Source organism: Nocardioides pyridinolyticus (assembly GCF_054653575.1).
In genome coordinates, this window is the sequence record NZ_BAAIFY010000014.1 from 80,889 (window position 1) to 104,053 (window position 23,165).

19 protein-coding genes and 1 tRNA gene are annotated in these 23,165 nt (G+C 70.7%); 3 read left to right on the forward strand and 17 right to left on the reverse strand.

Annotated elements, in window-relative coordinates:
* Window positions 1-139 precede the first annotated feature (139 nt).
* Genes thrB through argS form a run of 5 tightly spaced genes read right to left on the reverse strand, consistent with a single transcriptional unit; the run spans window position 140 to window position 6,515 of the window.
* A complete protein-coding gene (gene thrB, locus ACYQ0U_RS13690) occupies window positions 140-1,036 on the reverse strand; it encodes a homoserine kinase (RefSeq protein ID WP_459973767.1) in 897 nt (298 codons plus the stop codon).
* A gap of 7 nt (window positions 1,037-1,043) precedes the next feature.
* Complete coding sequence (gene thrC / locus ACYQ0U_RS13695) at window positions 1,044-2,126, reverse strand: threonine synthase (protein ID WP_459973770.1); 1,083 nt, start codon at window positions 2,124-2,126, stop codon at window positions 1,044-1,046.
* The gene (locus ACYQ0U_RS13700; protein ID WP_459973772.1) at window positions 2,123-3,448 is read right to left on the reverse strand and encodes a homoserine dehydrogenase; all 1,326 of its coding nucleotides are present in this window, start codon (window positions 3,446-3,448) and stop codon (window positions 2,123-2,125) included. The genes thrC and ACYQ0U_RS13700 overlap by 4 nt, the downstream gene beginning before the upstream one ends.
* A complete protein-coding gene (lysA, locus tag ACYQ0U_RS13705; RefSeq protein WP_459973774.1) occupies window positions 3,448-4,848 on the reverse strand; it encodes a diaminopimelate decarboxylase in 1,401 nt (466 codons plus the stop codon). Before lysA ends, ACYQ0U_RS13700 begins: the two co-directional genes overlap by 1 nt.
* Complete coding sequence (gene argS, locus ACYQ0U_RS13710) at window positions 4,845-6,515, reverse strand: arginine--tRNA ligase (protein WP_459973776.1); 1,671 nt, start codon at window positions 6,513-6,515, stop codon at window positions 4,845-4,847. Before argS ends, lysA begins: the two co-directional genes overlap by 4 nt.
* A gap of 139 nt (window positions 6,516-6,654) precedes the next feature.
* Between argS and ACYQ0U_RS13715 the strand changes: the two genes are divergently transcribed.
* Window positions 6,655-6,727, forward strand: a tRNA-Arg gene (locus tag ACYQ0U_RS13715).
* A gap of 53 nt (window positions 6,728-6,780) precedes the next feature.
* Here ACYQ0U_RS13715 and ACYQ0U_RS13720 read toward each other — a convergent pair.
* A complete protein-coding gene (locus ACYQ0U_RS13720; protein WP_459973778.1) occupies window positions 6,781-7,686 on the reverse strand; it encodes an LCP family protein in 906 nt (301 codons plus the stop codon).
* Window positions 7,686-8,303: a hypothetical protein gene (locus tag ACYQ0U_RS13725; RefSeq protein WP_459973780.1), complete on the reverse strand. Its 618-nt coding sequence runs from the start codon at window positions 8,301-8,303 to the stop codon at window positions 7,686-7,688. Before ACYQ0U_RS13725 ends, ACYQ0U_RS13720 begins: the two co-directional genes overlap by 1 nt.
* 165 nt (window positions 8,304-8,468) lie before the next feature.
* Between ACYQ0U_RS13725 and ACYQ0U_RS13730 the strand changes: the two genes are divergently transcribed.
* Window positions 8,469-12,257, forward strand: coding sequence for a multifunctional oxoglutarate decarboxylase/oxoglutarate dehydrogenase thiamine pyrophosphate-binding subunit/dihydrolipoyllysine-residue succinyltransferase subunit (locus tag ACYQ0U_RS13730; protein ID WP_459973782.1), 3,789 nt, complete (start codon window positions 8,469-8,471; stop codon window positions 12,255-12,257).
* 16 nt (window positions 12,258-12,273) lie between these two features.
* Window positions 12,274-12,450, forward strand: coding sequence for a DUF6104 family protein (locus tag ACYQ0U_RS13735; RefSeq protein ID WP_243058219.1), 177 nt, complete (start codon window positions 12,274-12,276; stop codon window positions 12,448-12,450).
* A gap of 18 nt (window positions 12,451-12,468) precedes the next feature.
* Here ACYQ0U_RS13735 and ACYQ0U_RS13740 read toward each other — a convergent pair whose 3' ends face one another.
* The 10 genes from ACYQ0U_RS13740 to ACYQ0U_RS13785 all read right to left on the reverse strand — a co-directional run.
* Window positions 12,469-13,275 (reverse strand): class I SAM-dependent methyltransferase, encoded by an 807-nt coding sequence (locus ACYQ0U_RS13740; RefSeq protein WP_459973784.1) that lies wholly within the window; start codon window positions 13,273-13,275, stop codon window positions 12,469-12,471.
* A 187-nt stretch (window positions 13,276-13,462) separates the two neighbouring features.
* Entirely contained in the window at window positions 13,463-13,975 is a 513-nt protein-coding gene (locus ACYQ0U_RS13745) for a nuclear transport factor 2 family protein (RefSeq protein WP_459973786.1), read from the reverse strand.
* A 42-nt stretch (window positions 13,976-14,017) separates the two neighbouring features.
* Complete coding sequence (locus tag ACYQ0U_RS13750; protein ID WP_459973788.1) at window positions 14,018-15,679, reverse strand: ABC transporter substrate-binding protein; 1,662 nt, start codon at window positions 15,677-15,679, stop codon at window positions 14,018-14,020.
* 65 nt (window positions 15,680-15,744) lie between these two features.
* The gene (locus tag ACYQ0U_RS13755; RefSeq protein WP_459973790.1) at window positions 15,745-16,737 is read right to left on the reverse strand and encodes an oligopeptide/dipeptide ABC transporter ATP-binding protein; all 993 of its coding nucleotides are present in this window, start codon (window positions 16,735-16,737) and stop codon (window positions 15,745-15,747) included.
* The gene (locus tag ACYQ0U_RS13760) at window positions 16,734-17,552 is read right to left on the reverse strand and encodes an ABC transporter ATP-binding protein (protein WP_459973792.1); all 819 of its coding nucleotides are present in this window, start codon (window positions 17,550-17,552) and stop codon (window positions 16,734-16,736) included. Before ACYQ0U_RS13760 ends, ACYQ0U_RS13755 begins: the two co-directional genes overlap by 4 nt.
* Window positions 17,545-18,474: an ABC transporter permease gene (locus ACYQ0U_RS13765; protein WP_459973794.1), complete on the reverse strand. Its 930-nt coding sequence runs from the start codon at window positions 18,472-18,474 to the stop codon at window positions 17,545-17,547. The genes ACYQ0U_RS13760 and ACYQ0U_RS13765 overlap by 8 nt, the downstream gene beginning before the upstream one ends.
* A gap of 45 nt (window positions 18,475-18,519) precedes the next feature.
* A complete protein-coding gene (locus ACYQ0U_RS13770; RefSeq protein ID WP_459973796.1) occupies window positions 18,520-19,551 on the reverse strand; it encodes an ABC transporter permease in 1,032 nt (343 codons plus the stop codon).
* A gap of 195 nt (window positions 19,552-19,746) precedes the next feature.
* On the reverse strand, window positions 19,747-20,418 hold the full coding sequence (gene cofC, locus ACYQ0U_RS13775; RefSeq protein WP_459973806.1) for a 2-phospho-L-lactate guanylyltransferase: 672 nt from the start codon (window positions 20,416-20,418) through the stop codon (window positions 19,747-19,749).
* Window positions 20,419-20,430: 12 nt separating this feature from the next.
* Window positions 20,431-22,932: a bifunctional FO biosynthesis protein CofGH gene (locus ACYQ0U_RS13780; protein WP_459973798.1), complete on the reverse strand. Its 2,502-nt coding sequence runs from the start codon at window positions 22,930-22,932 to the stop codon at window positions 20,431-20,433.
* 23 nt (window positions 22,933-22,955) lie between these two features.
* Window positions 22,956-23,165: NAD(P)(+) transhydrogenase (Re/Si-specific) subunit beta (locus tag ACYQ0U_RS13785; protein WP_459973800.1), on the reverse strand; the 210-nt coding region annotated here is incomplete at its 5' end.

Below are 23,165 nucleotides of genomic sequence, written 5' to 3' on the forward strand. Positions count from 1 at the left end.
GCCGGCGGCTCCATGGTCGGCTCCCCGCCCACCGCACCTACCCGTTCAGAAGGGCAGCCACGGTCGCGCGGCACGAGCCGCACACGAGCGAGGAAGGAAGCGCACCGAAGACTTCGGGCGCACCACCAACATACACGCCCTAGACGATCCGCGCGCCGTCGCGGTCCACGGTGAGGTGCTGCGTCTCCCAACCGTCCGGGCAGCGGTCGATCAGCGCGGACGCCGACGAGGCGTCGGTGAAGGCGAGCACGGTCGGCCCGGCCCCCGACACGATCGCGGGCACGCCGTCGGCCCGCAGCGCGTCGACCAGCGCGAGCGACGCGGGCATGGCGGGACGGCGGTACTCCTGGTGGAGGTAGTCGCGGGTGCCGTGCAGCAGCTGCTCGGGCTGCCCGGCCAGGGCGGCCACGAGCAGCGCCGTACGACCCGCGTCGGCTGCCGCGTCGGCGTGCGGCACCTCGGCGGGAAGGAGGCCGCGGGCGACCTCGGTCGAGACCGGGTCCGGGGGCACGAAGACGACCGTCTCGATCCGCGGGTCGACCGGCGACGGCACGGCGTAGAAGCCGTCCTCCCGGCCGGAGATCACGAAGCCGCCGTAGAAGGCGGGCGCCACATTGTCCGGGTGTCCCTCGAGGTCGGCGGCGAGGCGGAAGAGCGCGTCGTCGTCGACCAGCAGGCTCCCGCCCGCGACCAGCCCGCGGGCCAGCACGACACCGCCGACGATCGCCGCCGAGGAGGACCCGAGGCCGCGGGCGTGCGGGATCACGTTGCGGCAGACGAGCCGCAGGCCCGGCGGCTGCACGCCGGCCAGCTCGAAGGCCGCCCGCATCGAGCGGACCACGAGGTGCGACTCGTCGAGCGGTACGGCGCCCTCGCCGGCGCCCCGCACGACCACCTCCAGCCCGGAGCCGGTGACCTCGCCGACGAGCTCGTCGCGCAGCGACAGCGCCAGGCCCAGCGAGTCGAACCCGGGGCCGAGGTTGGCCGAGGTGGCCGGGACCGAGACGCGGACCGTGCCCTCGACGAACCTGGTCATGTGGCGCTCATGCCAGGCCGGCGGCCGCCGCCGCAGCCTCGACGTCGGCGTCCACCACGGTGTCGACGATGCTGCCGCCGCTCTCGGTGAAGCCCTCGAGCGCGGTGACGGTGTCCTTCAGGCCGTGGCCGGTGACGGTGATCGCGACCGTGCTGCCCCGGTAGGACTCACCGCCGGCGAGCTCCTGGAGCAGGCCCGCGATCCCCGCGGCCGACGCCGGCTCGACGAAGACGCCGTCACGGGCCGCCAGCTCGCGCTGCGCGGCGAGGATCTGCCCGTCGCTGACCGCGGCGAACCGGCCGCCGGACTCGTCGCGGGCGGCCTCGGCGAGCTTCCACGAGGCGGGGTTGCCGATCCGGATCGCGGTGGCGCGGGTCTCGGGGTCGGGGAACGGCTCGCCGGTCACCAGCGGCGCCGCGCCCTCGGCCTGGAAGCCGCGCACGACCGGCTTCTTGGTGGCCATCCCGGCGTCGGCGTACTGGGTGTAGCCGAGCCAGTAGGCGGAGATGTTGCCGGCGTTGCCGACCGGCAGCAGGTGGTAGTCGGGGGCGTCGCCGAGGAAGTCGACGATCTCGAAGGCGGCGGTCTTCTGGCCCTCGAGGCGGACCGGGTTGACCGAGTTCACCAGTGCGACCGGGTAGTCCCAGGCGAGGCCCTTGGCCATCGCCAGGCAGTCGTCGAAGTTGCCGCGGACCATGATCACCTGGGCGCCGTGCAGGATCGCCTGGGCCATCTTGCCGGCGGCGATCTTGCCCTCGGGCACGAGCACGAGCGGCTTGAGCCCGGCCTTGGCGGCGTAGGCCGCCATCGACGCGGAGGTGTTGCCCGTCGAGGCGCAGACGACCGCCCGGGCGCCGTCGTGCCGGGCGACCGAGATCGCCGCGGTCATGCCGCGGTCCTTGAACGAGCCGGTGGGGTTGTCGCCCTCGACCTTGAGCCAGACCTCGGCGCCGGTGAGGCCCGAGAGCCACTCGGAGAAGACCAGCGGCGTGCCGCCCTCACGCAGCGTGACGGCGGCGGTGCCCTCGGGGATCTCCAGGAGGTCGCGGTACTCCTCGATGACGCCCCGCCACTGGTGGGTCCTGCTCACTCCGCTGCTCCTTCGACGCGCATGACCGAGGTGACCTCGCGGACGATGTCCATGCCGCGGAGGTGCTCGACGGTCGCGCTCAGCTGCGCGTCGGTCGCCTCGTGCGAGACGACGACGAGCTGGGCGTCGTCGTCGCGGCCCTCCTGGCGGACGGTCTGGATCGAGACGCCGTGCTCGGCGAAGGCGGTCGCGACCGCGGCGAGCACGCCCGCACGGTCGTCGACGTCGATCGCGACGTGGTAGCGGGTGACGGTCTCCCCCATCGGCAGGACCGCGCGGTCGGCGTACGCCGACTCGCCGGCGCCCCGGGTGCCCGCGAGCCGGTTGCGGGCGACCGTGACCAGGTCGCCGAGGACCGCGGACGCCGTCGGTGCACCGCCGGCGCCAGGGCCGTAGAACATCAGCTGGCCGGCGGCCTCGGACTCGACGAACACCGCGTTGAATGCCTCGCGGACCGACGCGAGCGGGTGGGACCGCGGGATCATCGCCGGGTGCACGCGGACGGCGACGGCGTCGTCTCCCCCAGATCCGGTTCTGAGCTCGGCGATCGCGAGCAGCTTCACGACGCTGTCCATCTCCACGGCCGACTGCACGTCGGCGGCGGTGACCTCGGTGATGCCCTCGCGGTAGACGTCGGCCGCGGTGACCCGGGAGTGGAAGGCCAACGAGGCCAGGATCGCGGCCTTGGCGGCGGCGTCGAAGCCCTCGACGTCGGCGGTCGGGTCGGCCTCGGCGTACCCGAGGTCCTGGGCCTCCTCCAGCGCCTCGGCGAAGCCGGCGCCGGAGCTGTCCATCTTGTCGAGGATGAAGTTCGTGGTGCCGTTGACGATGCCGAGCACGCGGGTGACGCGGTCGCCCGCGAGCGACTCGCGCAGGGGGCGGACGATCGGGATCGCCCCGGCGACGGCGGCCTCGAAGTAGAGGTCACGGCCGGCCTTCTCGGCGGCCTCGTAGAGCGTCGGGCCGTCCTCGGCGAGCAGCGCCTTGTTGGCGCTGACCACCGAGGCGCCGTTCTCGAGCGCCGCGAGGATGAGGGTGCGGGCCGGCTCGATCCCGCCGATCACCTCGACCACGAGGTCGACGTCCTCGCGCGCGACCAGCCCGAGGGCGTCGGTCGTCAGCAGCCCCTCGGGCACCTCGACCTCGCGCGGGGCGTCGAGGCGCCGGACGGCGACGCCGACCAGCTCGACCGGTGCACCGACGCGTGCCGCCAGGTCCCCGGCCTGCTCACCGAGCAGCCGCACCACCTGGGAGCCGACCGAGCCGCACCCGAGGACGGCCACCCCGAGTCGGCGGGGCACAGCTGGCTTGTCGCTCTCCATTACTGATCACCCATGTCCGTAGCCAACAGATCGTCCTCAGTCTCGCGGCGAACGACGACGCGCGCGACTCCGTCCCGCACCGCGACCACCGGCGGGCGGAGGAAGTGGTTGTAGTTGGAGGCCATCGAGCGGCAGTAGGCGCCGGTGCCCGGGACCGCCACCAGGTCGCCCGCCACCACGTCGCCCGGGAGGAACTCGTCCCTCACCACGACGTCGCCGGCCTCGCAGTGCGAGCCCACCACGCGGGAGAGGACCGGCGCCGCGCCGGACGCGCGGTTGGCGAGCGTGCAGGAGTAGTCGGCGTCGTACAGCGCGGTCCGGATGTTGTCGCTCATGCCGCCGTCGACGCTCACGTAGGTGCGGACGGCGCCGCCGTCGAGCTGCACCTTCTTCACGGTGCCGACGGTGTAGACGGTGCACATCGACGGGCCGACGATCGCGCGGCCTGGCTCGATCGAGAGCCGCGGCTCCGGGATGCCGAGCGCACGGCACTCGTGCTCGACGATCTTGCTCATCTCGGTGGCCAGCTGCGCGGGGTCGGACGGGTCGTCCTGGGTCGTGTAGGCGATGCCGAAGCCGCCGCCGAGGTCCATCTCCGGCAGGGTCACACCGAGCTCGTCGGACACCCGCGCCTGGAGCGCGAGCACCCGGCGGGCCGCGACCTCGAAGCCCGACGAGTCGAAGATCTGGCTGCCGATGTGGGAGTGCAGGCCGAGCAGCTCGATGCCGGGCGCCTCCTCGAGCCGACGCACGGCCTCGAACGCGTCGCCCGCGGTGATCGAGAAGCCGAACTTCTGGTCCTCGTGCGCGGTGGCGATGTACTCGTGCGTGTGCGCCTCGACGCCGGCCGTCACCCGCACCATCACCCGCGACGTCATGCCCTCGGCGGCGAGCGACTCGAGGCGCTCGATCTCGTCGAAGGAGTCGACGACGATCCGCCCCACGCCCACGGAGACCGCCCGGCGCAAGGCCATCAGCGACTTGTTGTTGCCGTGGTAGCCGATCCGCGCCGGGTCGAAGCCGGCCCGCAGCGCCACGGTCAGCTCACCCTCGGAGCACACGTCGAGGAGGAGCCCCTCCTCCCGCACCCACGTCGCGACCGCGGTGCAGAGGAACGCCTTGCCGGCGTAGAAGACGTCGTACGCCGAGAACGCGTCGCGGAACGCTCGGGCCCGGGCCCGGAAGTCGGCCTCGTCGAGGACGTACGCCGGCGTGTTGACGTTCGCGACCAGCTCGGGGACCGACAGCCCGCCCACGTGCAGCTCGCCGTCGACCTTGTGCGCGGTCTGCGACCAAAGGTGCCCGACGAGCGCGTTGGGGTCGCTGGGCTGGCGCAGCCAGGCGGGACCGCGCAGCGCTCCGGAGGCGTGGGCCCAGCCCGCCTCGTGTGTGGTACTCACATCCGCTCCGGGGCGGAGACGCCGAGGAGGCCGAGACCGTTGGTGAGCACGGTGCGGGCGGCGACCGTCAGCACCAGCCGGGCCTGGTTGATCGGCGCCACCGGCTCGTCGCCCTGCGGCAGCATCCGGCACTCGCGGGTGTCGTACCACTTGTTGAAGACCGAGGCGAGGTCCTCGAGGTAGCGCGCGACCCGGTGCGGAGCACGCAGCTCGGCGGCCGCGGTGACCACGCGCGGGAACTCCGCGAGCGCCCGCAACAGGTCGCCCTCCCGCTCGTGCGAGAGCAGCGCCGGGTCGAAGGCCGCGAGCGCGTCCTCGAGCGACATGCCGAGATCGCCGGCGTTCTCGACCATCCGGCAGGTGCGCGCGTGGGCGTACTGCACGTAGAAGACCGGGTTGTCGTTGGTCGCCTTGGCCCAGAGCTCGAGGTCGATGTCGATGTTGACGTCGGTGGAGTAGCGGGCCAGGGCGTAGCGGCTCGCGTCGACGCCGATCGCGTCCACCAGGTCCTCCATGGTGACGACGGTCCCGGCCCGCTTGGACATCCGCAGCGGGGCGCCGTCACGAAGCAGGTTGACCATCTGGCCGATGAGGATCTCGAGGTTCCTGCCCGGCTCGTCGCCGAACGCGGCGCACATCGCCATCATCCGGCCGACGTAGCCGTGGTGGTCGGCGCCGAGCATGATGACGCAGCGGTCGAACCCGCGCTCGCGCTTGTCGAGGTAGTAGGCCAGGTCGCCGGACAGGTAGGCGCCCCGCCCGTCGGACTTGATGATCACGCGGTCCTTGTCGTCACCGAACTTCTCGGTGGCGAGCCAGAGGGCGCCGTCCTTCTCGTAGGTGTTGCCGAGCTCGGTCAGCCGCGCGATGGCCCGGTCGACCGCGCCGCTCTTGTGGAGGTCGTCCTCGTGGAAGTACACGTCGAAGTCCACGCCGAAGTCGTGGAGGTCCTGCTTGATCTGGGCGAACATCATCTCGACCCCCACGGCCCGGAAGACCTCCTGCGGGTCGTCGGACTCGAGCGCGTCCGGCCGCGCGGCCAGCACGGCGGCGGCGATGTCGTGGATGTACTGGCCGCCGTAGCCGTCCTCCGGAGCCGGCTCCCCCTTGGCCGCCGCCAGCAGCGACTTGCTGAAGCGGTCGATCTGGCTGCCGTGGTCGTTGAAGTAGTACTCCCGGGTGACGGCCGCGCCGGACATCTCGAGGATCCGGCCGAGCGCGTCGCCCACGGCGGCCCAGCGGGTGCCGCCCAGGTGGAGCGGACCCGTCGGGTTCGCCGAGACGAACTCGAGGTTGATCCGTTCCCCCGCGAACGCGTCGTTGGCGCCGTACGCCGCGCCTGCCTCGACGACCTGCCGCGCCACGACGCCCTGGGCGCCGGCGGAGACCGAGATGTTGAGGAAGCCGGGGCCGGCGATCTCGACCGCGTCGACGCCGTCGACCTCGAGCAGGCTCCTCTCGACGAGCTCGGCGAAGGCCCGCGGGTTCATGCCGGCCCTCTTGCCCAGCTGGAGCGCGACGTTCGTCGCGTAGTCGCCGTGCCCCTTCGATCGCGGCCGCTCCACCGTCACACTCGCCGGGACCCCGTCCGGCAGGGTGATCGCACCCTCGGTGGACAGGGTCGTCAGGACGTCGACGATCGCGGTGGAGAGCTGCTCGGGAGTCACCGCCCCAGGGTATCGGCGTGGTTCCGGGCCGGTCGCACCGATATCGGGGATGGGACGCCGCGCCCGACGGCACAGCCGATTGCACGGCGCCCAGCCGCTCGCTGTAGGGTTCTGCGCAGTCCCGCTCCGGTGGGGCGATGCCTCCGTAGCTCAGGGGATAGAGCACTGGTTTCCGGTACCAGGTGCCGCAGGTTCGAATCCTGCCGGAGGCGCCCTTTCTCCCGGCTGGCGTGCGTCACGATCTCGTGCCGCTCCCCTCGGTCTCTCAGCAGCGAGAGATCGTCGCGTCCTGGCGCGCCGCGTCGCCGTAGCGACGGGCCTGCTCGACGTACGGCAGGACGACGCTGGCGCCGCCGACGTTGCCGATGCCGCCCTGGACGACGCAGTTCGTGATCTTGCGCGGGTCGACCTGGGCCATCGCCTGGGCCAGGCGGAACAGCTCGGACGGAGGAAGGTCCGTGCGCAGGTGCTGCATCACCGAGAGGACGCCGCGCTCGAGGAACCCGGGCACGTGCGCCCGGTCGCGGACCTTGGCCTGGATGCCGCGGAGGACGCGCTGCTGGTTGGCCGACCGGTCGAAGTCGCCCCGGATCAGGTTGTGCCGGATCCGGGAGAACACCATGGCGTCGTACCCGCCCAGGTGGACCTTGCCGGCCTTGAAGCCGGCCGGCTTCAGGTCGGGGTCGTCGAACCGGCGCGGGTTGCGGACCTCGATGCCGCCGATGTCGCCGATCAGCGCCTGGAAGAACTTGAACCGGCTGACGAAGACGTAGTCGGGCTGGATGCCGACCAGATCCCCGACCGCCCGGCCGAGCGTCTGCGGGCCGCCGAGGTAGAGGGCCGCGTTGATCTTGTTCGAGCCGTGGCCCGGGATCGGCACCCACGAGTCGCGCGGGATGCCGATGGCCGTGGCCGCGCCCGTCTGGGTGTTCATCCCCACCAGTTGGAGGGCGTCGCCGCGGGCGCGGGTCATGTCCTGCCCCGGGCGGGCGTCGGAGCCGACCGCGAGGATCCAGATCACGTCGGGCGTCACGTCGACGCCGGAGGCCGAGTTGACCCGGACCAGCGTCGTCTCGGTGCTCTTCACCGCCGAGTCGGGGACGAGGAAGGCGGCCAGTGCCAGCACCAGGCCCACGGTGCCGAGGCGGAGCGTCCTTCGGAGGCGGGTCATCAGACCGCTCCCTTCGTCATGTCGTAGCCGAAGACCTTCCACTGCCCGTCCGTGCGGGTGAGGAACAGCCGGCCGGTCACGCGCACCGTCCGCTCGAGGTCACCGGTCGTGCGGAACCCGAGCCGGACGCGCGCGGTCACGCCCACCGGGCGGCCCTGCACGGCGAGCACGTCGAGCACCAGCACGTTGCGTCGGGCCTGCACGCCGTCGATCCGGTCGCCGATGTCCTGGTTGCTCATGAGCGCTCGGTCGTGGCGGGCCTGCTCCTGCGCGCCCCGGGTGAAGCCGGGCCAGGCGTCGGCGAACGCGCGGCGCGGGTAATCCCCGCCGAGGTACGCCGCCTCGGTCCATCCGTCGACGACGGCCTGGACCTTCGTCGCGAGCTGCTGCCGGGTCCGGCGGTCCATCCGCCCGGTCACCTCGCCGAACGACACCTTCGTCGGGACCGTGCGCTGGGCGGTCGCGGCGGACGTCCCGCTCGGGGACTCCGCGGCCGGCTCGACCGGATCGTCGTCGCCGCTGCACGCCCCGGCACCCAGCCCGAGGGCGAGGGTCAGGGCCGCTGTCGCGGCCGTGCGTCGTACCGATCTCGACATGGTCCGGAACTCCCTACTCATCGACCTACTCATCGACTTCTGCCCGGCAGTGTGAGCGACCGCGATGTGGCTCGCGGCACACCACGCCGAATTCCACCCCGTCAGTCGGCATTTGCTGGCACGGGGGTCTAGCCTTGACGACTGAACTACTCCCCCGCGCACGTACCGGAAGAGGCGAATCAACCCGTGCCGCAGTCCCCTGGCAGCAAGTCCGACGTCCCTTCCAGCTTCGAGGGGGCCGACTTCGGCCCCAACGAGTGGCTCGTGGAGGAGATGTACGACCAGTTCAAGCGGGATCCCGAGAGCGTGGATCCGACCTGGAAGAAGTACTTCCAGACGAACGGCACCACCTCCGGCACCACGTCTGGCACCACCTCCGGCGCGGCCAACGGTACGTCGCAGCCCGCCCCCGAGGGCAAGTCGGCCCCCGCCCCGGCGAAGGCGCCGGAGCAGGCTCGCGAGAAGAAGGCGGAGCCGAAGACCGAGCCGAAGACCGGGCACAAGGACCCGACCCCCACGCCCGCACCGGTCGCGAAGCCGCGGCCCGAGGCCAAGGCCGCCGAGCCGGCGAAGGGCACCTCGAACCCGGTCCCGAAGGAGTCCCGTCCCGCCGCCCCGGCGGCCGCCAGCGACGAGCCGACCTACACCGTGCTCCGCGGCGCCCCCGCCCGCACGGCGCAGAACATGGACGCCTCGCTCTCGGTCCCGACCGCGACCTCGGTCCGCTCGGTGCCGGTGAAGCTGCTGTGGGACAACCGCACGGTCATCAACAACCACCTCGCCCGCGCCCGCGGCGGCAAGGTCTCCTTCACGCACCTCATCGGCTACGCGATGGTCAAGGCGCTGAGGGCGATGCCGGAGATGAACGTCGGCTTCGACACGGTCGACGGCAAGCCGAACCTGATCACGCCGGCCCACATCAACCTCGGCCTCGCGATCGACGTGAAGAAGGCCGACGGCACCCGGCAGCTGCTGGTCCCCAGCATCAAGGCCGCCGAGACGATGGACTTCGCCGGCTTCTGGACGGCCTACGAGGAGATCGTCCGCAAGAGCCGCGACAACAAGCTGACCCTCGAGGACTTCCAGGGCACCACGATCTCGCTGACCAACCCGGGCGGCATCGGCACCGTGCACTCGGTGCCGCGCCTGATGAAGGGCCAGGGCGCGATCATCGGCGTCGGCGCGATGGAGTACCCGCCGGAGTGGCAGGGCGCCTCGGAGGAGGCGATCGCGCGCAACGCGATCAGCAAGGTCATGACCCTGACCTCGACGTACGACCACCGCGTCATCCAGGGCGCGCAGTCCGGTGAGTTCCTCAAGCGGATGCACCAGCTGCTGCTCGGTCAGGACGACTTCTACGACGAGATCTTCCGGTCGCTGCGGATCCCCTACGAGCCGATCCGCTGGGCCAAGGACATCTCGGCCAACCACGACGACGAGATCAGCAAGCAGGCCCGGATCCTCGAGCTGATCCACGCCTACCGGGTGCGCGGGCACATGATGGCCGACACCGACCCGCTGGAGTACCGCCAGCGCAGCCACCCCGACCTCGAGGTGGAGTCGCACGGCCTCACGCTGTGGGACCTCGACCGGGAGTTCGCCACCGGCTCGTTCGGCGGCGAGGGCCGGCGGTTCATGAAGCTGCGCCACATCCTCGGCATCCTGCGCGACTCGTACTGCCGCACGACCGGCATCGAGTACATGCACATCATGGACCCCGAGCAGCGCCGGTGGCTCCAGGAGCGCATCGAGCAGCCGCACACGAAGCCGCCCCGCGAGGAGCAGCTGCGGATCCTGTTGAAGCTCAACCAGGCCGAGGCGTTCGAGACCTTCCTCCAGACCAAGTTCGTCGGCCAGAAGCGCTTCTCCCTCGAGGGCGGCGAGACGACGGTCCCGGTGCTCGACGAGATCTGCGAGGCCGCGGCCGAGGCCGGGCTCGACGAGGTCGCGATGGGCATGGCGCACCGCGGCCGGCTCAACGTGCTCGCGAACATCGTCGGCAAGAAGTACAGCCAGATCTTCCGCGAGTTCGAGGGCAACATCGACCCGCGCACGGTCCAGGGCTCCGGCGACGTGAAGTACCACCTCGGCGCCGAGGGCGAGTTCGAGGCCGGCTCGGGTGACCGGATCAAGGTCTCGGTCGCCGCGAACCCGTCGCACCTCGAGGCGGTCGACCCGGTGCTCGAGGGCATCGCGCGCGCCAAGCAGGACGTGCTCGACCGCGGCGCGGAGTACCCCGTGCTGCCGCTGCTCGTGCACGGTGACGCGGCGTTCGCCGGCCAGGGCGTGGTCGCGGAGACGCTGAACCTCTCCCAGCTGCGCGGCTACCGCACCGGCGGCACCATCCACGTGGTCGTCAACAACCAGGTCGGCTTCACGACCTCGCCCGGCTCCTCCCGCTCGTCGCTGTACTGCACCGACGTGGCCCGGATGGTCCAGGCGCCGATCTTCCACGTGAACGGCGACGACCCGGAGGCGTGCATCCGCGTCGCCCGGCTCGCGTTCGAGTACCGCCAGGCGTTCAACAAGGACGTCGTCATCGACCTCGTCTGCTACCGCCGCCGCGGCCACAACGAGGGCGACGACCCGTCGTACACCCAGCCGCTCATGTACGACCTGATCGAGCAGAAGCGCTCGGTCCGCAAGCTGTACACCGAGTCCCTCATCGGCCGTGGCGACATCACGATCGAGGAGGCCGAGCAGGTCCTGCGCGACTACCAGCAGCAGCTGGAGCGGGTCTTCACCGAGGTGCGCGAGGCGAGCAGCCAGCCCTCGGAGTGGACCACGGTGCCGGACTACCCGGAGAAGCCGAGCGGCGAGACCAGCACGGCGATCCCGGCCGAGATGATGAAGCGGATCGCCGACGCCTACGTCACCCCGCCGGAGGGCTTCACCGTCCACCCGAAGGTGATGCCGCAGCTCCAGCGCCGCTCCGCGGCGATCGCCGACGGCCCGATCGACTGGGGCACCGGCGAGATCCTCGCCTTCGGCTCGCTGCTGATGGAGGGCCGCCCGGTCCGCCTGGCCGGCCAGGACTCGCGCCGCGGCACGTTCGTGTCCCGCTTCGCGACGATCATCGACCGCGTCAACGCCGACGAGTGGACGCCGCTGGCCAACCTCACCGAGGACCAGGCCAAGTTCTACGTCTACGACTCGCTGCTCTCCGAGTACGCCGCCCTCGGGTTCGAGTACGGCTACTCGGTGGCCCGCCCCGAGGCGCTCGTGCTCTGGGAGGCGCAGTTCGGCGACTTCGTCAACGGCGCCCAGACGGTGATCGACGAGTTCATCACCTCCGGCGAGACCAAGTGGCGTCAGCAGTCCGGTGTCGTGCTGCTGCTGCCGCACGGCTACGAGGGCCAGGGCCCGGACCACTCCTCCGCCCGGATCGAGCGGTTCATGACGATGGCCGCCGACGACGCGTTCGTCATCGCCCAGCCGTCCACGCCGGCGTCGTACTTCCACCTGCTGCGCCAGCACTCGCTCGGCGAGGAGCACCGGCCGCTCATCGTCTTCACGCCGAAGTCGATGCTCAAGCGCAAGGAAGCCGCGTCGCAGCCCGACGAGTTCACCAGCGGCACGTTCGAGCCCTTCATCCGCGACGCCGCGGCGGACGCGGAGCAGGTCGACACGCTGCTGCTGTGCTCGGGCCGCGTCACCTGGGACCTGATGGTCGAGCGCGCCAAGCGCGAGGACGGCGGCCGGTTCGCGATCGCCCGCGTCGAGCAGCTCTACCCGCGGCCCGAGGCCGAGATCCGCGAGGAGATCGCCCGGTACCCCAAGCTCCGCGCCGTGCGCTGGATCCAGGACGAGCCGGAGAACAACGGCCCGTGGCCGCACTACCAGCTCAACGTGTGGCCGCACGTCGACGCCCAGGTCGAGCTGGTCTCGCGCGCCGCGTCCTCCTCCCCCTCGGTCGGCACCGTCAAGCGCCACACCGAGGAGCAGAAGGACCTCATCGCGCGGGCCTTCGCCTGACCTGGTCGACTGGCCGATGTACTTCACCGACCGCGGCATCGAGGAGCTCGAGAAGCGCCGGGGGGACGAGGAGGTCACCCTGGCGTGGGTCGCCGAGCAGCTCCAGGGCTTCGTCGACTCCCACCCGGAGTTCGAGACGGCCGTCGAGCGGTTCGCCACCTGGCTGGCCCGGCTCGACGACCCCGAGGACTGACGCGGATCGGCTCGACGGCTATGCGTCTGCGGCGTCGTCGGATCGGCGGCAGCGCAGGGTGACCCGCCGGCCGATGGCGTAGTCGCGACACCCCTTGACCTCGGGGTTGTCGGCGAGCAGGCGGGGCCAGTCGGAGAAGCGCTCGATCTCGTAGCCGTAGCAGGCCAGCATCATCTTCACGGCGGCGAGGTTGGGGCGCCCGGTGAGCACGGCGGCCCCGACCGTGTAGTCGTCGGCCTTCGCCGTCCCCTTGCGGTGGCTCAGCTCGCTGTGCAGCCGCACGAGCGGGTCGGGGTGGAACATGCCGTGCGCCTGAGTGTCGAGCACGAGGTGCGGGGCGCCGGTCCGGCGGATCCCGTGCAGCAGCTCGTTGAACCGGAGCGTGTGGTACAGGAAGCCGAGGCAGAGGACGACGTCCACCTCGAGGTCCTCCGTGCCGAGCACCTCGTGGACGTCACCGGCGATGAACCGGAACCGCTCGGGGTCCTGACCGTAGTGCTCGAGGTTGCCGACGGCGCGCTCGACGAGCTCGGGCCGCGCCTCGATCCCCACCACGGACTTCGCGCCGCACGCGAGCGCCGCCATCGACATCCGGCCGTCGTGGCAGGCGATGTCGAGCACCCGGGCGCCCTCGAACAGGTCCCTGTTCTCCGCGAAGATCGCCTCGTAGCGCAGGTTCAGGCGGGGCTTCGAGCTGAGCCCCGCCTCCCCGGTGTCGTAGAACCGGCGGTAGTTCTCGAAGAAGTACGACGCCACACGGGTCCCCGGCTCGGTCCGGTAGGCGTCGGGCAGAGGGGACTTCGATGCGCCGGACCCGGAACCCACCGGGAGTGCGTCGAGCCTCCTCGCCGCGCCGCGAAGGACCCGTGCCGTTGTGCTCGTGAGAGACATACCCGACTTCCTACGCCTCCCCGACGCTCAGCACAAGGACGGGCGGGCGGCTACCGCCGGCACCAAACGCCGGTGGCGCCCCGGCCTGGGGCCAGGGCGCCACCCGCTGTCGGAATGCGCGTCAGACCTGGATGGGCTGATCAGCCCAGCCGATGTCGTTACGCGACTGGAGCATCCAGTCCAGCTTCACGTGCGAGAACTTCCAAATGCCGTCGACCTTCGTGTACTGGTCCTCGTACATGCCGGCGAACCACATCGCCTGCCGCGTGCCGTCCACGTCCAGGGTCAAGGGCTCGAGCAGCTGCCAGCTCCCAGTGGCTGACAGGAGGTCGTCGCCGACCTCGATCGTGTCCCCGATCATGAAGTGGATCGCGAACACCAGGTCCGCGCTGACGCCGTCGAAGAAGTCGTGGATCGCCTGACGGCCGCGCTGGACCCCGAACTTCTCCCCACCGTCCCAGACGGCGTCCTCGGTGAACATCGCCGCCAGCTCGGCCGGCGGGTAGCCGGCGTCGCAGAGCTTCGCGTAGTCCATCTTGAGCTTGCGGATCTCCTGGGCGGCTTCGAGCCGGCCGAGGCGGTGGGCCAGATCTGTCACGTCCGGCGTGGACCCGGACTGCTGTTCAGTGCTCATCGTTCTCCTTGGTGTCGGTTCAGATCGTTGCAGGAAGACGCCTCACGAGCCGATGCTCATGTCCGCGACCCGGTAGTACTGCGTCGTGTGCCACCCGAAGCCCTCGACGGCCGACGAAAGACCCATGAGGAAGAAGGGCTCGGCAAGCCACGCGATCGGCGCTGCTTCGGAGATGATCGGCATCGCCTCTGCGTTGCAGGCGATGCGCTCCTCGCCCGTCTTCGAGACGCACTCGTTCAGGATCCGGTCGACCTCGGGATCCGAGTAGTTCTGGTAGTTGCCGCCCTGCTCGGACTTGAAGAGAAGCCCCATCGCGTAGTTGATGTCAGCCTGGATGGGGAAGTCGACCCAGAGGCCGAACGTCGCCTCCTTCGACTGGATCAGGTCCGAGTACGGGCCGGGGGGCTGCTGCTGGAGCTCTGCCTCGATGCCGATCTCCTTCAGGGACGACTGCATGGCGACCGCGATGTCGGCCTGGACCGGGTCCCCCGAGTTGTAGCCCAGGGTGGTCTCGAAGCCATCGGCGTAGCCGGCGTCGGCCAGCAGCTTCCTCGCCGCATCCAGATCTGTGTCGTAGTCGTGGACCTCCTCGTAGCCGGGGTACAGGCTCGGCACCACGCCCTGCCACGGCACCGCCATTCCTCGGTAGACGTTGTCCACGATGGCCTCCCGCGGCAGCGCCAGGTTGACGGCCTGACGAACTCGCGCGTCGTCGAACGGAGGGGTCGTGTTGTTCATGACCCCGTAGATGCCCTGGTTCGAACGGACCGCGGCCACCGACACGTTCGGCTTGCCGTTGAGGTTCACGATGTTCTCCGGCGCCAGTCCCTCTGCCAGATGCAGCTCACCCCGCTCGAGGAGCGCCACCCGGTTCGCGGCCTCGGGGACCACCCGGAAGATGATCCGGGAGATCTCGGGCTCGCCACCCCAGTAGTCGGGGTTCGCCTTCATGACGACCTGCTGACCCGCGGTCCACTCCTCGATGGTGTACGCACCGTAGCCCCCGCCATGCGTCGAGACCCACTCGTTGGCCCAGGGGTCCTCGTCCGTGGCGTGCTTCTTCACCTCGGTGGAGTCGAGGAACACCCAGTACATGTTGGTGTTGATGTCGCAGATCAGCGGCATCGGGGTCTCGGAGGTGATCCGGACCGTGTACTTGTCCACGGCACTCCACTGGCTCAGCTCGCCGGCGTTGGCGGCGTTGGCCATGAAGGCACCGATGCCCTGGTTGGCGATCGCGCGCTCGACGCGGTACAGGACGTCCTCGGAGTTGAACTCGTTCCCGTATCCGGAGATCACGCCCTGGCGGAGGTGGTAGGTCGCGGTCCGGCCGCCGTCCTCCGTCTCGCAGCTCTCGATGAGCATGGGGTCCTGTCCGCCACCCTGGACGTCGGGGTAGGTGAAGCCGGCCACCTTGCTGTTGTCCACGCCTCCCGTGCTCTCGAACGGGTACGGGATGCGCTTCCACTCGGCACCGAGGTCGTACACCTGGGCGGCCATCGTCCAGGTCTGGGGCCCGACTTGGCGATCGAGGTCGACACCCTGAGGGGTGCCCGGAATGCCGACGATCAGCGTGCTGACATCACGCTCGCCGTCCGAGCCGCCGCCCGAGCTGCAGGCCGCGGCAGTCATGACGATCAGTGCGAGCGAGGTGGCGGCCGCGGCGCGTACGACGCGGTTCCGGCCCGTTCGTGGGAAGGGCATGGGTATCTCCAGGTGATGTAGTGGTACCGAAGCGCCCCCGGGCGGGAGTGCCCGACGGACGTGACTCAGGCATGACCTCCTTGCGGCATGCGAGCGGCAGAGATCTGCAGCAGGTCGCTCGTCCGGTAGCAGGCCGAGCGATGCTGCGGACCGGTCTCGGCGAACGGTGGGAAGGCCGACGAGCAGACGCTCTGCTCGATCGGGCACCGGCCGACGAGGGGGCACCGGTCCTGGGGGTTCACCGCGCTGGGGATCTCCCCCTTGAGCAGGAACTGGTCGAGCTTGCGGCGCGGGTCGGGATGGAGCACCGCGGAGAGCAGCGCCTTGCTGTAGGGATGGTGCTGCTGCGCGAAGACGGCATCAGCAGGCCCGAGCTCGACCAACCGGCCCAGGTACATCACGGCCAGGCGGTGGCTGGCTCTCGCGATCGCCGTGAGGTCGTGGGAGATCAGCAGGTAGGACGTTCCGAACTGTCGCTGCAGGTCCGACAGCACCCCGAGGATCTCGCCGCGCACCGACTGGTCCAGGGTGGACGTCGGCTCGTCGAGCACGACCAGATCGGGGCGCGTGACCAGTGCGCGTGCGATCCCCACGCGCTGCTGCTCGCTCGCGGTCAGCTGTGCCGGATGGCGCTCGCGGTAGTCATCGTCCAGGCCCACCAGTCGCAGGATCTCCCGCACACGGCTGCGGCGTTCCCGCTCGGCGACGTCGTGGATCAGCAACGGCTCCTCGATGATGCTCCCGACCCGCCATCGCGGGTTCAGGGAGGCGCCCGGCTCCTGGAAGACCAGTTGGAAGCGGGACCGCAGACGGCGCAGGCTGCGGTCCGACATCGCGGTCAGGTCGAGGCCGTCGAAGACCACGCGCCCGGAGGTCGGCTCCAGCAGTCGCAAGATCGCACGTCCCACGGTCGACTTCCCCGACCCGCTCTCCCCGACGAGTCCCAGGGTCTCGCCCCGGGCGATCGTGAAGGAGACGTCGTTCACCGCGCCGATGTAGGAGTGCTTGTCGAGCCGGAAGTGCTTGACCAGGGACTCGACGCTGAGGATGTCGTTCACGGCTGCACCACCCGGGCCGGCGCCCACTCTCCCGCGTCCGCGGATCGAAGGAATCGTCTCGTGTACTCGTGCTGCGGATCGTCGAAGAGCTGGCGCGTCGGGGCGATCTCCACGATCCGGCCGCGCTCCATGACGGCCACCCGCTGGCAGTACTGCGCCACGATCCCGAGGTCCCGCGTGACGATCAGCTGGGTCGACGCCGTGCCCTCGACCAGCTCCGCCATCAGATCGAGGACCTGCCGCTGCACCGTGACGTCGAGCCCCTGGGTCGGCTCGTCGGCGATGATCACCGGAGGCCGGTGCATGAGCGCCAGCGCGATGCAGATCCGCTGGGCCATCCCGCCGCTGAGCTCGTGGGGGTAGGCGCGCAGGCGTCGTTGCGGGTCCGGGATGCCGACCGAGGTGAGCGCGTCGACCACCGCCTGACGGGTCTCCTCCTTGCCGAGCCGTTGGCGGGCGTTGAGCACCGCGGCCATGAAGTCGCCGACCCGTACCAGCGGGTTCAGCCGCAGCTTGGCGTCCGGCAGCACCTGGCTGATCTGGGCGCCGCGGAGCTCACCGAGCTCCTTCTCCGACATCGCGAGCAGGTCGCGGCCGCGGAAGGTCACCGTTCCGCCGTGCACGACGCCGTTCTCGGGCAGCAGGCGCAGGATCGCGCGGACCAGGACGCTCTTGCCGGCGCCGGCGGTGCCGACCACACCGAGAACCTCCCCCGGCTCGAGGGCGAACGACACGTCGTGGAGCACGTCGCGGTCCCCGTGCGGCGTCCTGAACCCGACTGACAGGCCCTCGGCCGCGAACACCGGGCTACTCACTGCGACGCTCCGGCTCGGTCAGGGCCGGGGCGATCGTGCCCACCGCCGCGTCCTCGAAGGTGGCCGGCCTCGCCATGCCACCCGGCTGCAGCAGTCGTCCCACCGTCTCGCCGCCGATGCCGAACGCGAAGACCGTCAGCCCCAGTGCCAGCCCGGGGAACATCGAGGCCCACCACTGGCCGGTGATCATGAACGACGCTCCGGTGGCGATCATGTTGCCGAGCTCGGGCGTGGGCGGGGCGATGCCGGCCCCCACGAAGCTGAGCCCGGCGGTCAGCAGGATCGTGAAGCCGACCGTGACGGAGATCTGCACCATCACCGGCGGGAGCGCGTTGGGCAACATGTGCCGGAAGGCGATCCGCAGGTCCGTGCAGCCGATGACCCTCGCGGCCTCGGCGAAGGGCCGCTCCCGCAGGGACAGCAGCTCACCCCGAACCAGTCGGAGGAAGACCGGCATGTTGACGAACGCCGCGGCGATGACGATGTTGACCAGCCCCGGCCCGCGGACGGCGACGAGCACCATCGCGAAGATGAACACGGGAAACGCCTGGACCACGTCGAGGACACGCAGGATCCCCTCGCTGAGCCATGCCTTGGACCGCCGGCTGTTGCCCTCGAAGAGTCCGGCGATCGCACCCAGCCCGGAGCCGACCACCGCCGAGAGGGCCGTCGCGACGACCGCGATCAGCACGTCCGTGCGAGGGGCGGCGAGGACGCGGGAGAAGACGTCCAGGCCGTGCTGGTCGGTCCCGAACGGATGGGCCAGGCTCGGGGCCAGCAGCCGGTCCGCTGAATCGGCCGACTCCGTCGGGTAGGGCGCGATCATCGGCCCGAACACCGTCAGGAACAAGACGACGGCGAGCATCGTCAGGCCGACGATCTCCAGCCGGGAGAAGTTCGCTCCTCTCCACCACTGTCGCAAGCTCAGTCGCGTCCCAGGTGTTGCTCTCGACATGTCGCCGGCCGCCTAACCCTTGGTCCGAACCCGCGGGTCGACGGCGAAGTGCACCAGGTCGACCGCGAGGTAAACGAGCATCGTGAAGAACGCCGCGAGCAGGACGAAGGCCTGGATGGGCGCGTAGTCGTTCGTGGTGATGGCCTGCACGGCGTACTGTCCGACGCCGTTGAGGTTGAAGACGCTCTCGATGAGGACCGCGCCTCCCAGCAGGTAGCCCACGATGACCCCGGTGACGACCACCACGGGCGGGGCCGCGTTGCGGACGGCGTAGGCGAAGATCTTCCAGCGTGGCACCCCGAAGCTCTCGGCGTAGACGGTGTACTCGCTGCGCAGCGCCGCCCCGACGGTCGACTGGGTCATCTTGAAGACCGGGCCCCCGTAGACGAAGGCGAGTGTGACGACCGGCAACGCCAGGTGGGTGAGCGCAGACCAGAAGGTGCTGAGGTCGCCGGCCAGCAGCGCGTCGACCGTGTACGCACCCGTGACGAACTCGGGTGGGGTCTCGGTGATCCCGAGCCGACCTTCCGGGCCCGGGAACCAACCCGCCTGGGTGAAGAACAAGAAGACCAGGACCAGGCCCAGCCAGAAGTCCGGCAACGCCCCGGCGAGCATGCTGTAGCCGAAGCTGACCTTGCGCAGGACCCGCCTGAGCGGTCCGGTGCCGCGGGTGGCGGTCGCCAGCGCGAGCGGGACCATCACCACGAAGACGAGGAGCAGCCCGAGCACCATCAGCTCCAAGGTGGCGGGCACGCGGACCAGCAGGTCGTCGGCGACGTCGGTCTGGTTGACCCAGGAGCGGCCGAAGTCGCCGCGCACCATGCGCCCGAGGTAGGCCCCGTACTGCTCGAGGAGCGAGTCGTTGAGACGCAGCCGCTCTCGCAGCGCCTCGACCCCCTCCGCGGGGGCCAGCGGACCGAGCTCCAGCCGCGCGGGATCGCCGGGCAGCTGGCGGATGAGCACGAAGGTCACGACCGAGATGAGGAACATCTGCGGCACGGCGATGAGGAACCGGCGGGCCACGTAGCCGAGCAGGCGCATCATGGCCTGCCCGCGGGCCGAGACGACGACATGACCTCAGGGAGGCTCGGCGCCTCGGACGGTCCCACCATGCGTGCTTCCTTCCTGGCGCCTGAAGTACCAAGTGATCGATCGGTACAGTTCGACCGATCGGTACAACGTAGAGAGCGGGCGCCACTCCTGTCAAAGGGTTCGATTTGAAAAGTCCGACCTCTTCGGTTAAGAGCGCGTTACAGCCCTGGAGACACCGGCGGCCGGAGCGCCGGCCGCGGCCAGCGACCCCCAACACGCACGCGTGCAGGCCCCCAGCCCGAGAGCGGCGGCCTGCCCGAGATCTCCCAGCGTGTCGACGTCACGCCGCGCGCGCGCCAGTCCCTCCACCGGCCCGATCACCCGGCCCAGACGGGCATGCCGGGCCGCCGAGCCACCCTCGAAGGCCGGACGCAACGGCACCCCGCCCGGCGCCAGCAGGATCGTGGTGCCGGTCCCGTGGAGGTCTTCGACGTATCCCTGCACGCCCGGCGCAGCAGCGGCGAGCACCCGGGACAGCACGGCGGACGTGAGGCAGGGCAGATCGGCCAGCACGACCGCCACGCCGTCGGTGGCGCCGCTCGGCAGCTGGCGCGCGGCGACCACCAGCTCCGCGTTGAGGCCCATCGTGCCGTCCACGAGGAGGGACTCGGCCCCCTCGCGGTGCGCCACGTCGGCGACGAGCGGATCCCCGGAGACCACGTGGACGGCCTCCACGCCGGCCGCGCCCAGCGCGCTGCGGACCGTGTCGCGCAGCATCGAGACCACGAGAGTCGCACGATCGGCCGGAGGCAGCGCCATCCGGGTCTTGGCGACGCTCAGGTGCTTCACCGGCACCAGGACCTGCCAGGAGGAGGTCATCACGCCGCCCGGCTAGCGGTACGTCGTGGTGCGCTGTCGGACCGGCCGGTCGACGCCGGCGGCGATCGCCGTGAGCTCCTCGACGGTCTTGGCCGAGCCGTGGGTGGACCCCGCCATCCGGGAGATGGTCTCCTCCATCAAGGTGCCGCCGAGGTCGTTCGCACCGGACTGCAGCATCGCCCGGGTGCCCTCGACGCCGAGCTTCACCCAGGACGTCTGGATGTTGTCGATGCGGCCGTGCAGCATGATCCGGGCCACGGCGTGGACCGCGAGGTTGTCGCGCATCGTCGGACCCGGCCGGGCGACCCCGGCGAGATAGATGGGCGCACTGGTGTGCACGAACGGCAGCGGGACGAACTCGGTGAACCCACCGGTGGTGTCCTGGATCTCGCACAGCACCCGGAGGTGCTTCACCCAGTGCCCGGGATGGTCGACGTGTCCGTACATCATCGTCGAGCTCGACCTCAGGCCGACCTCGTGCGCCGCGGTGACGACCTCGATCCAGGTGCGCGTGGGCAGCTTGCCCTTGGTCAGGAGCCAGCGGACGTCGTCGTCCAGGATCTCGGCCGCGGTTCCGGGAATCGAGTCGAGTCCGGACTCCTTGGCCCGGAGGAGCCATTCGCGCACGGGCAGACCCGTGCGCGAAGCGCCGTTCACGATCTCCATCGGAGAGAACGCGTGCAGATGGAGCTGCGGCACCCGCTGCTTGACGGCCCGTGCGAGGTCGAAGTACGCCGTACCCGGCAGCTGCGGGTCGATGCCGCCCTGCATGCAGACCTCGGTGGCACCCGCCCGCCAGGCCTCCTCCGCCCGGTCCGCCACCTCGTCGTAGGACAGGGAGTAGGCGTCCGCGTCGCCGCGGCGCTGGGCGAAGGCGCAGAACCGGCAGCCGGTGTAGCAGACGTTGGTGAAGTTCACGTTGCGATTGACGACGTAGGTGACGTCGTCGCCGACCACGTCACGACGCAGGTCGTCGGCGAGCCGGCACACCTCCCCCAACGCCGGCCCCTCCGCGGTCATCAGGGCGAGCGCCTCGCGGTCGCTGAGGCCTGCGGGATCTCGCTCCGCCTGGCGGAGGGCCGACGCGACGTCGGACGGCACCGCCTGCGGCGCGCTGCGTCCAGCGGCCTCCCGGAGGAGCCTCCAGTCGCCGTAGACCTCGTCGAAGTCGCCCCTGCGCTCCGTGGCCCGTCCGGAGGTGTCGACAGCCGTGTGCAGGTCGGTCCGACCGACGGAGCTGGAGCCACCGTCCGGCTCCTGCCACGGCCGCCCCGAGGGCCTGGCGCCTGCGCGGGCGAGGCCCTCGTCGGTCGCCAGGGCTGCGACGTGCCCGGCGACGCGGGGGTCGATCCACGGCTCGCCGGCGCGGACGTACTCCGGCTGGACCGCCAGTCGCTCGACGAGCTCGAACCCCGCCGCGGCGGTGGCCGCGCGGAGCCGCTCCACCTCCGGCCACGGACGCTCGGGATTGACGTGGTCCGGCGTGAGGGGCGAGACGCCTCCCCAGTCGTCGACCCCTGCCCCGAGCAGGGCCGCGCACTCGTCCAGGTCGACCAGGTTGGGGGGAGCCTGGATCCGCATCCGCGGCCCCAGCACCAGGCGGGTCACGGCTACGGCCGCGAGATGCTCCTCCGCCGAGGCATCGAGGTGACGGCGCATCGCAGTGTCCGGCTTGGCGCGGAAGTTCTGGATGATCACCTCCTGGACGCCGCCGTACCTCCGACTCACGGACCGCAGGTCGAAGATCGATTCGGCGCGCTCCGCGAGTGTCTCGCCGATGCCGACGAGGAGGCCGGTCGTGAGCGGCACGTTGAGCCGCCCGGCATCCTCGAGAACCCGCAGGCGGACGACGGGATCCTTGTCGGGGGACCCGTGATGGGGCTGCCCCTTCTCGGTGAACAGCCGCGTCGACGTCGTCTCGAGCATGAGACCCATCGACGGCGCGACGGGCTTGAGCCGGTTGATCTCCTCCCACGACATGACGCCGGGGTTGAGGTGCGGGAGCAGCCCGGTCTCCTCGAGGACCAGGACGGCCATCGCCCGCAGATACTCCAGGGTCGAGCCGTAGCCGCACTCCTCGAGCCACGCGCGGGCCTCGGGCCAGCGCTCCTCGGGCCGGTCCCCCAGCGTGAACAGCGCCTCCTTGCAGCCGAGCTCCGCGCCCCGCGAGGCAACGGCGAGGACCTCGTCCGGCGAGAGGTACAGGGAGTCGCCCGCCGCCGCCGCCTGGTGCGGGGTGCGCACGAACGTGCAGTAGTGGCAGCGATCCCGGCACAGGCGGGTGAGGGGGATGAACACCTTCGGCGAGTAGGTCACGAGGCCTGGACGGCCCGCAGCCTCCAGGCCGGCGTCGCGGACGCGCGCCGCGACGGCGCACAGCTCAGTGAGGTCGTCGCCCCGAGCGGCCAGGAGCGCCTCAGCCTCGGCCGGGTTGAGGGTCGCGCCGCGAGTCGCGCGGGCGAGGGCGCGGCGCATCGCCTGAGGGGTTGCGGCCGGCACGTGCACGTCGGTCATCGGAAGATATCCCCCGTGGTCGCTCAGAGCGCCTTGACGGCGTTGAGCAGCTTGCCCAGGGAGTCCTTGGCGTCGCCGAAGAGCAGCGTGGTCTTGGGGTCGAAGAGCAGCTCGTTCTCGATGCCGGCGAAGCCGGGGCGCATGGACCGCTTCATGAACACGATCTGGCGGGCCTCGTCGGCGTTGAGGATCGGCATGCCGTAGATCGGGGCGCCCGGGGTGGTCTTGGCGGC

Excerpts from the sequence above, each read along its gene's own strand:
- thrB (WP_459973767.1), bottom strand. The coding sequence starts at position 1,036 with ATGACCAGGTTCGTCGAGGGCACGGTCCGCGTCTCGGTCCCGGCCACC.
- ACYQ0U_RS13700 (WP_459973772.1), bottom strand. The coding sequence starts at position 3,448 with ATGGAGAGCGACAAGCCAGCTGTGCCCCGCCGACTCGGGGTGGCCGTC.
- ACYQ0U_RS13720 (WP_459973778.1), bottom strand. The coding sequence starts at position 7,686 with ATGACCCGCCTCCGAAGGACGCTCCGCCTCGGCACCGTGGGCCTGGTG.
- ACYQ0U_RS13725 (WP_459973780.1), bottom strand. The coding sequence starts at position 8,303 with ATGAGTAGGGAGTTCCGGACCATGTCGAGATCGGTACGACGCACGGCC.
- ACYQ0U_RS13735 (WP_243058219.1), top strand. The coding sequence starts at position 12,274 with ATGTACTTCACCGACCGCGGCATCGAGGAGCTCGAGAAGCGCCGGGGG.
- ACYQ0U_RS13745 (WP_459973786.1), bottom strand. The coding sequence starts at position 13,975 with ATGAGCACTGAACAGCAGTCCGGGTCCACGCCGGACGTGACAGATCTG.
- ACYQ0U_RS13750 (WP_459973788.1), bottom strand. The coding sequence starts at position 15,679 with ATGCCCTTCCCACGAACGGGCCGGAACCGCGTCGTACGCGCCGCGGCC.
- ACYQ0U_RS13770 (WP_459973796.1), bottom strand. The coding sequence starts at position 19,551 with ATGATGCGCCTGCTCGGCTACGTGGCCCGCCGGTTCCTCATCGCCGTG.
- cofC (WP_459973806.1), bottom strand. The coding sequence starts at position 20,418 with ATGACCTCCTCCTGGCAGGTCCTGGTGCCGGTGAAGCACCTGAGCGTC.
- ACYQ0U_RS13780 (WP_459973798.1), bottom strand. The coding sequence starts at position 22,932 with ATGACCGACGTGCACGTGCCGGCCGCAACCCCTCAGGCGATGCGCCGC.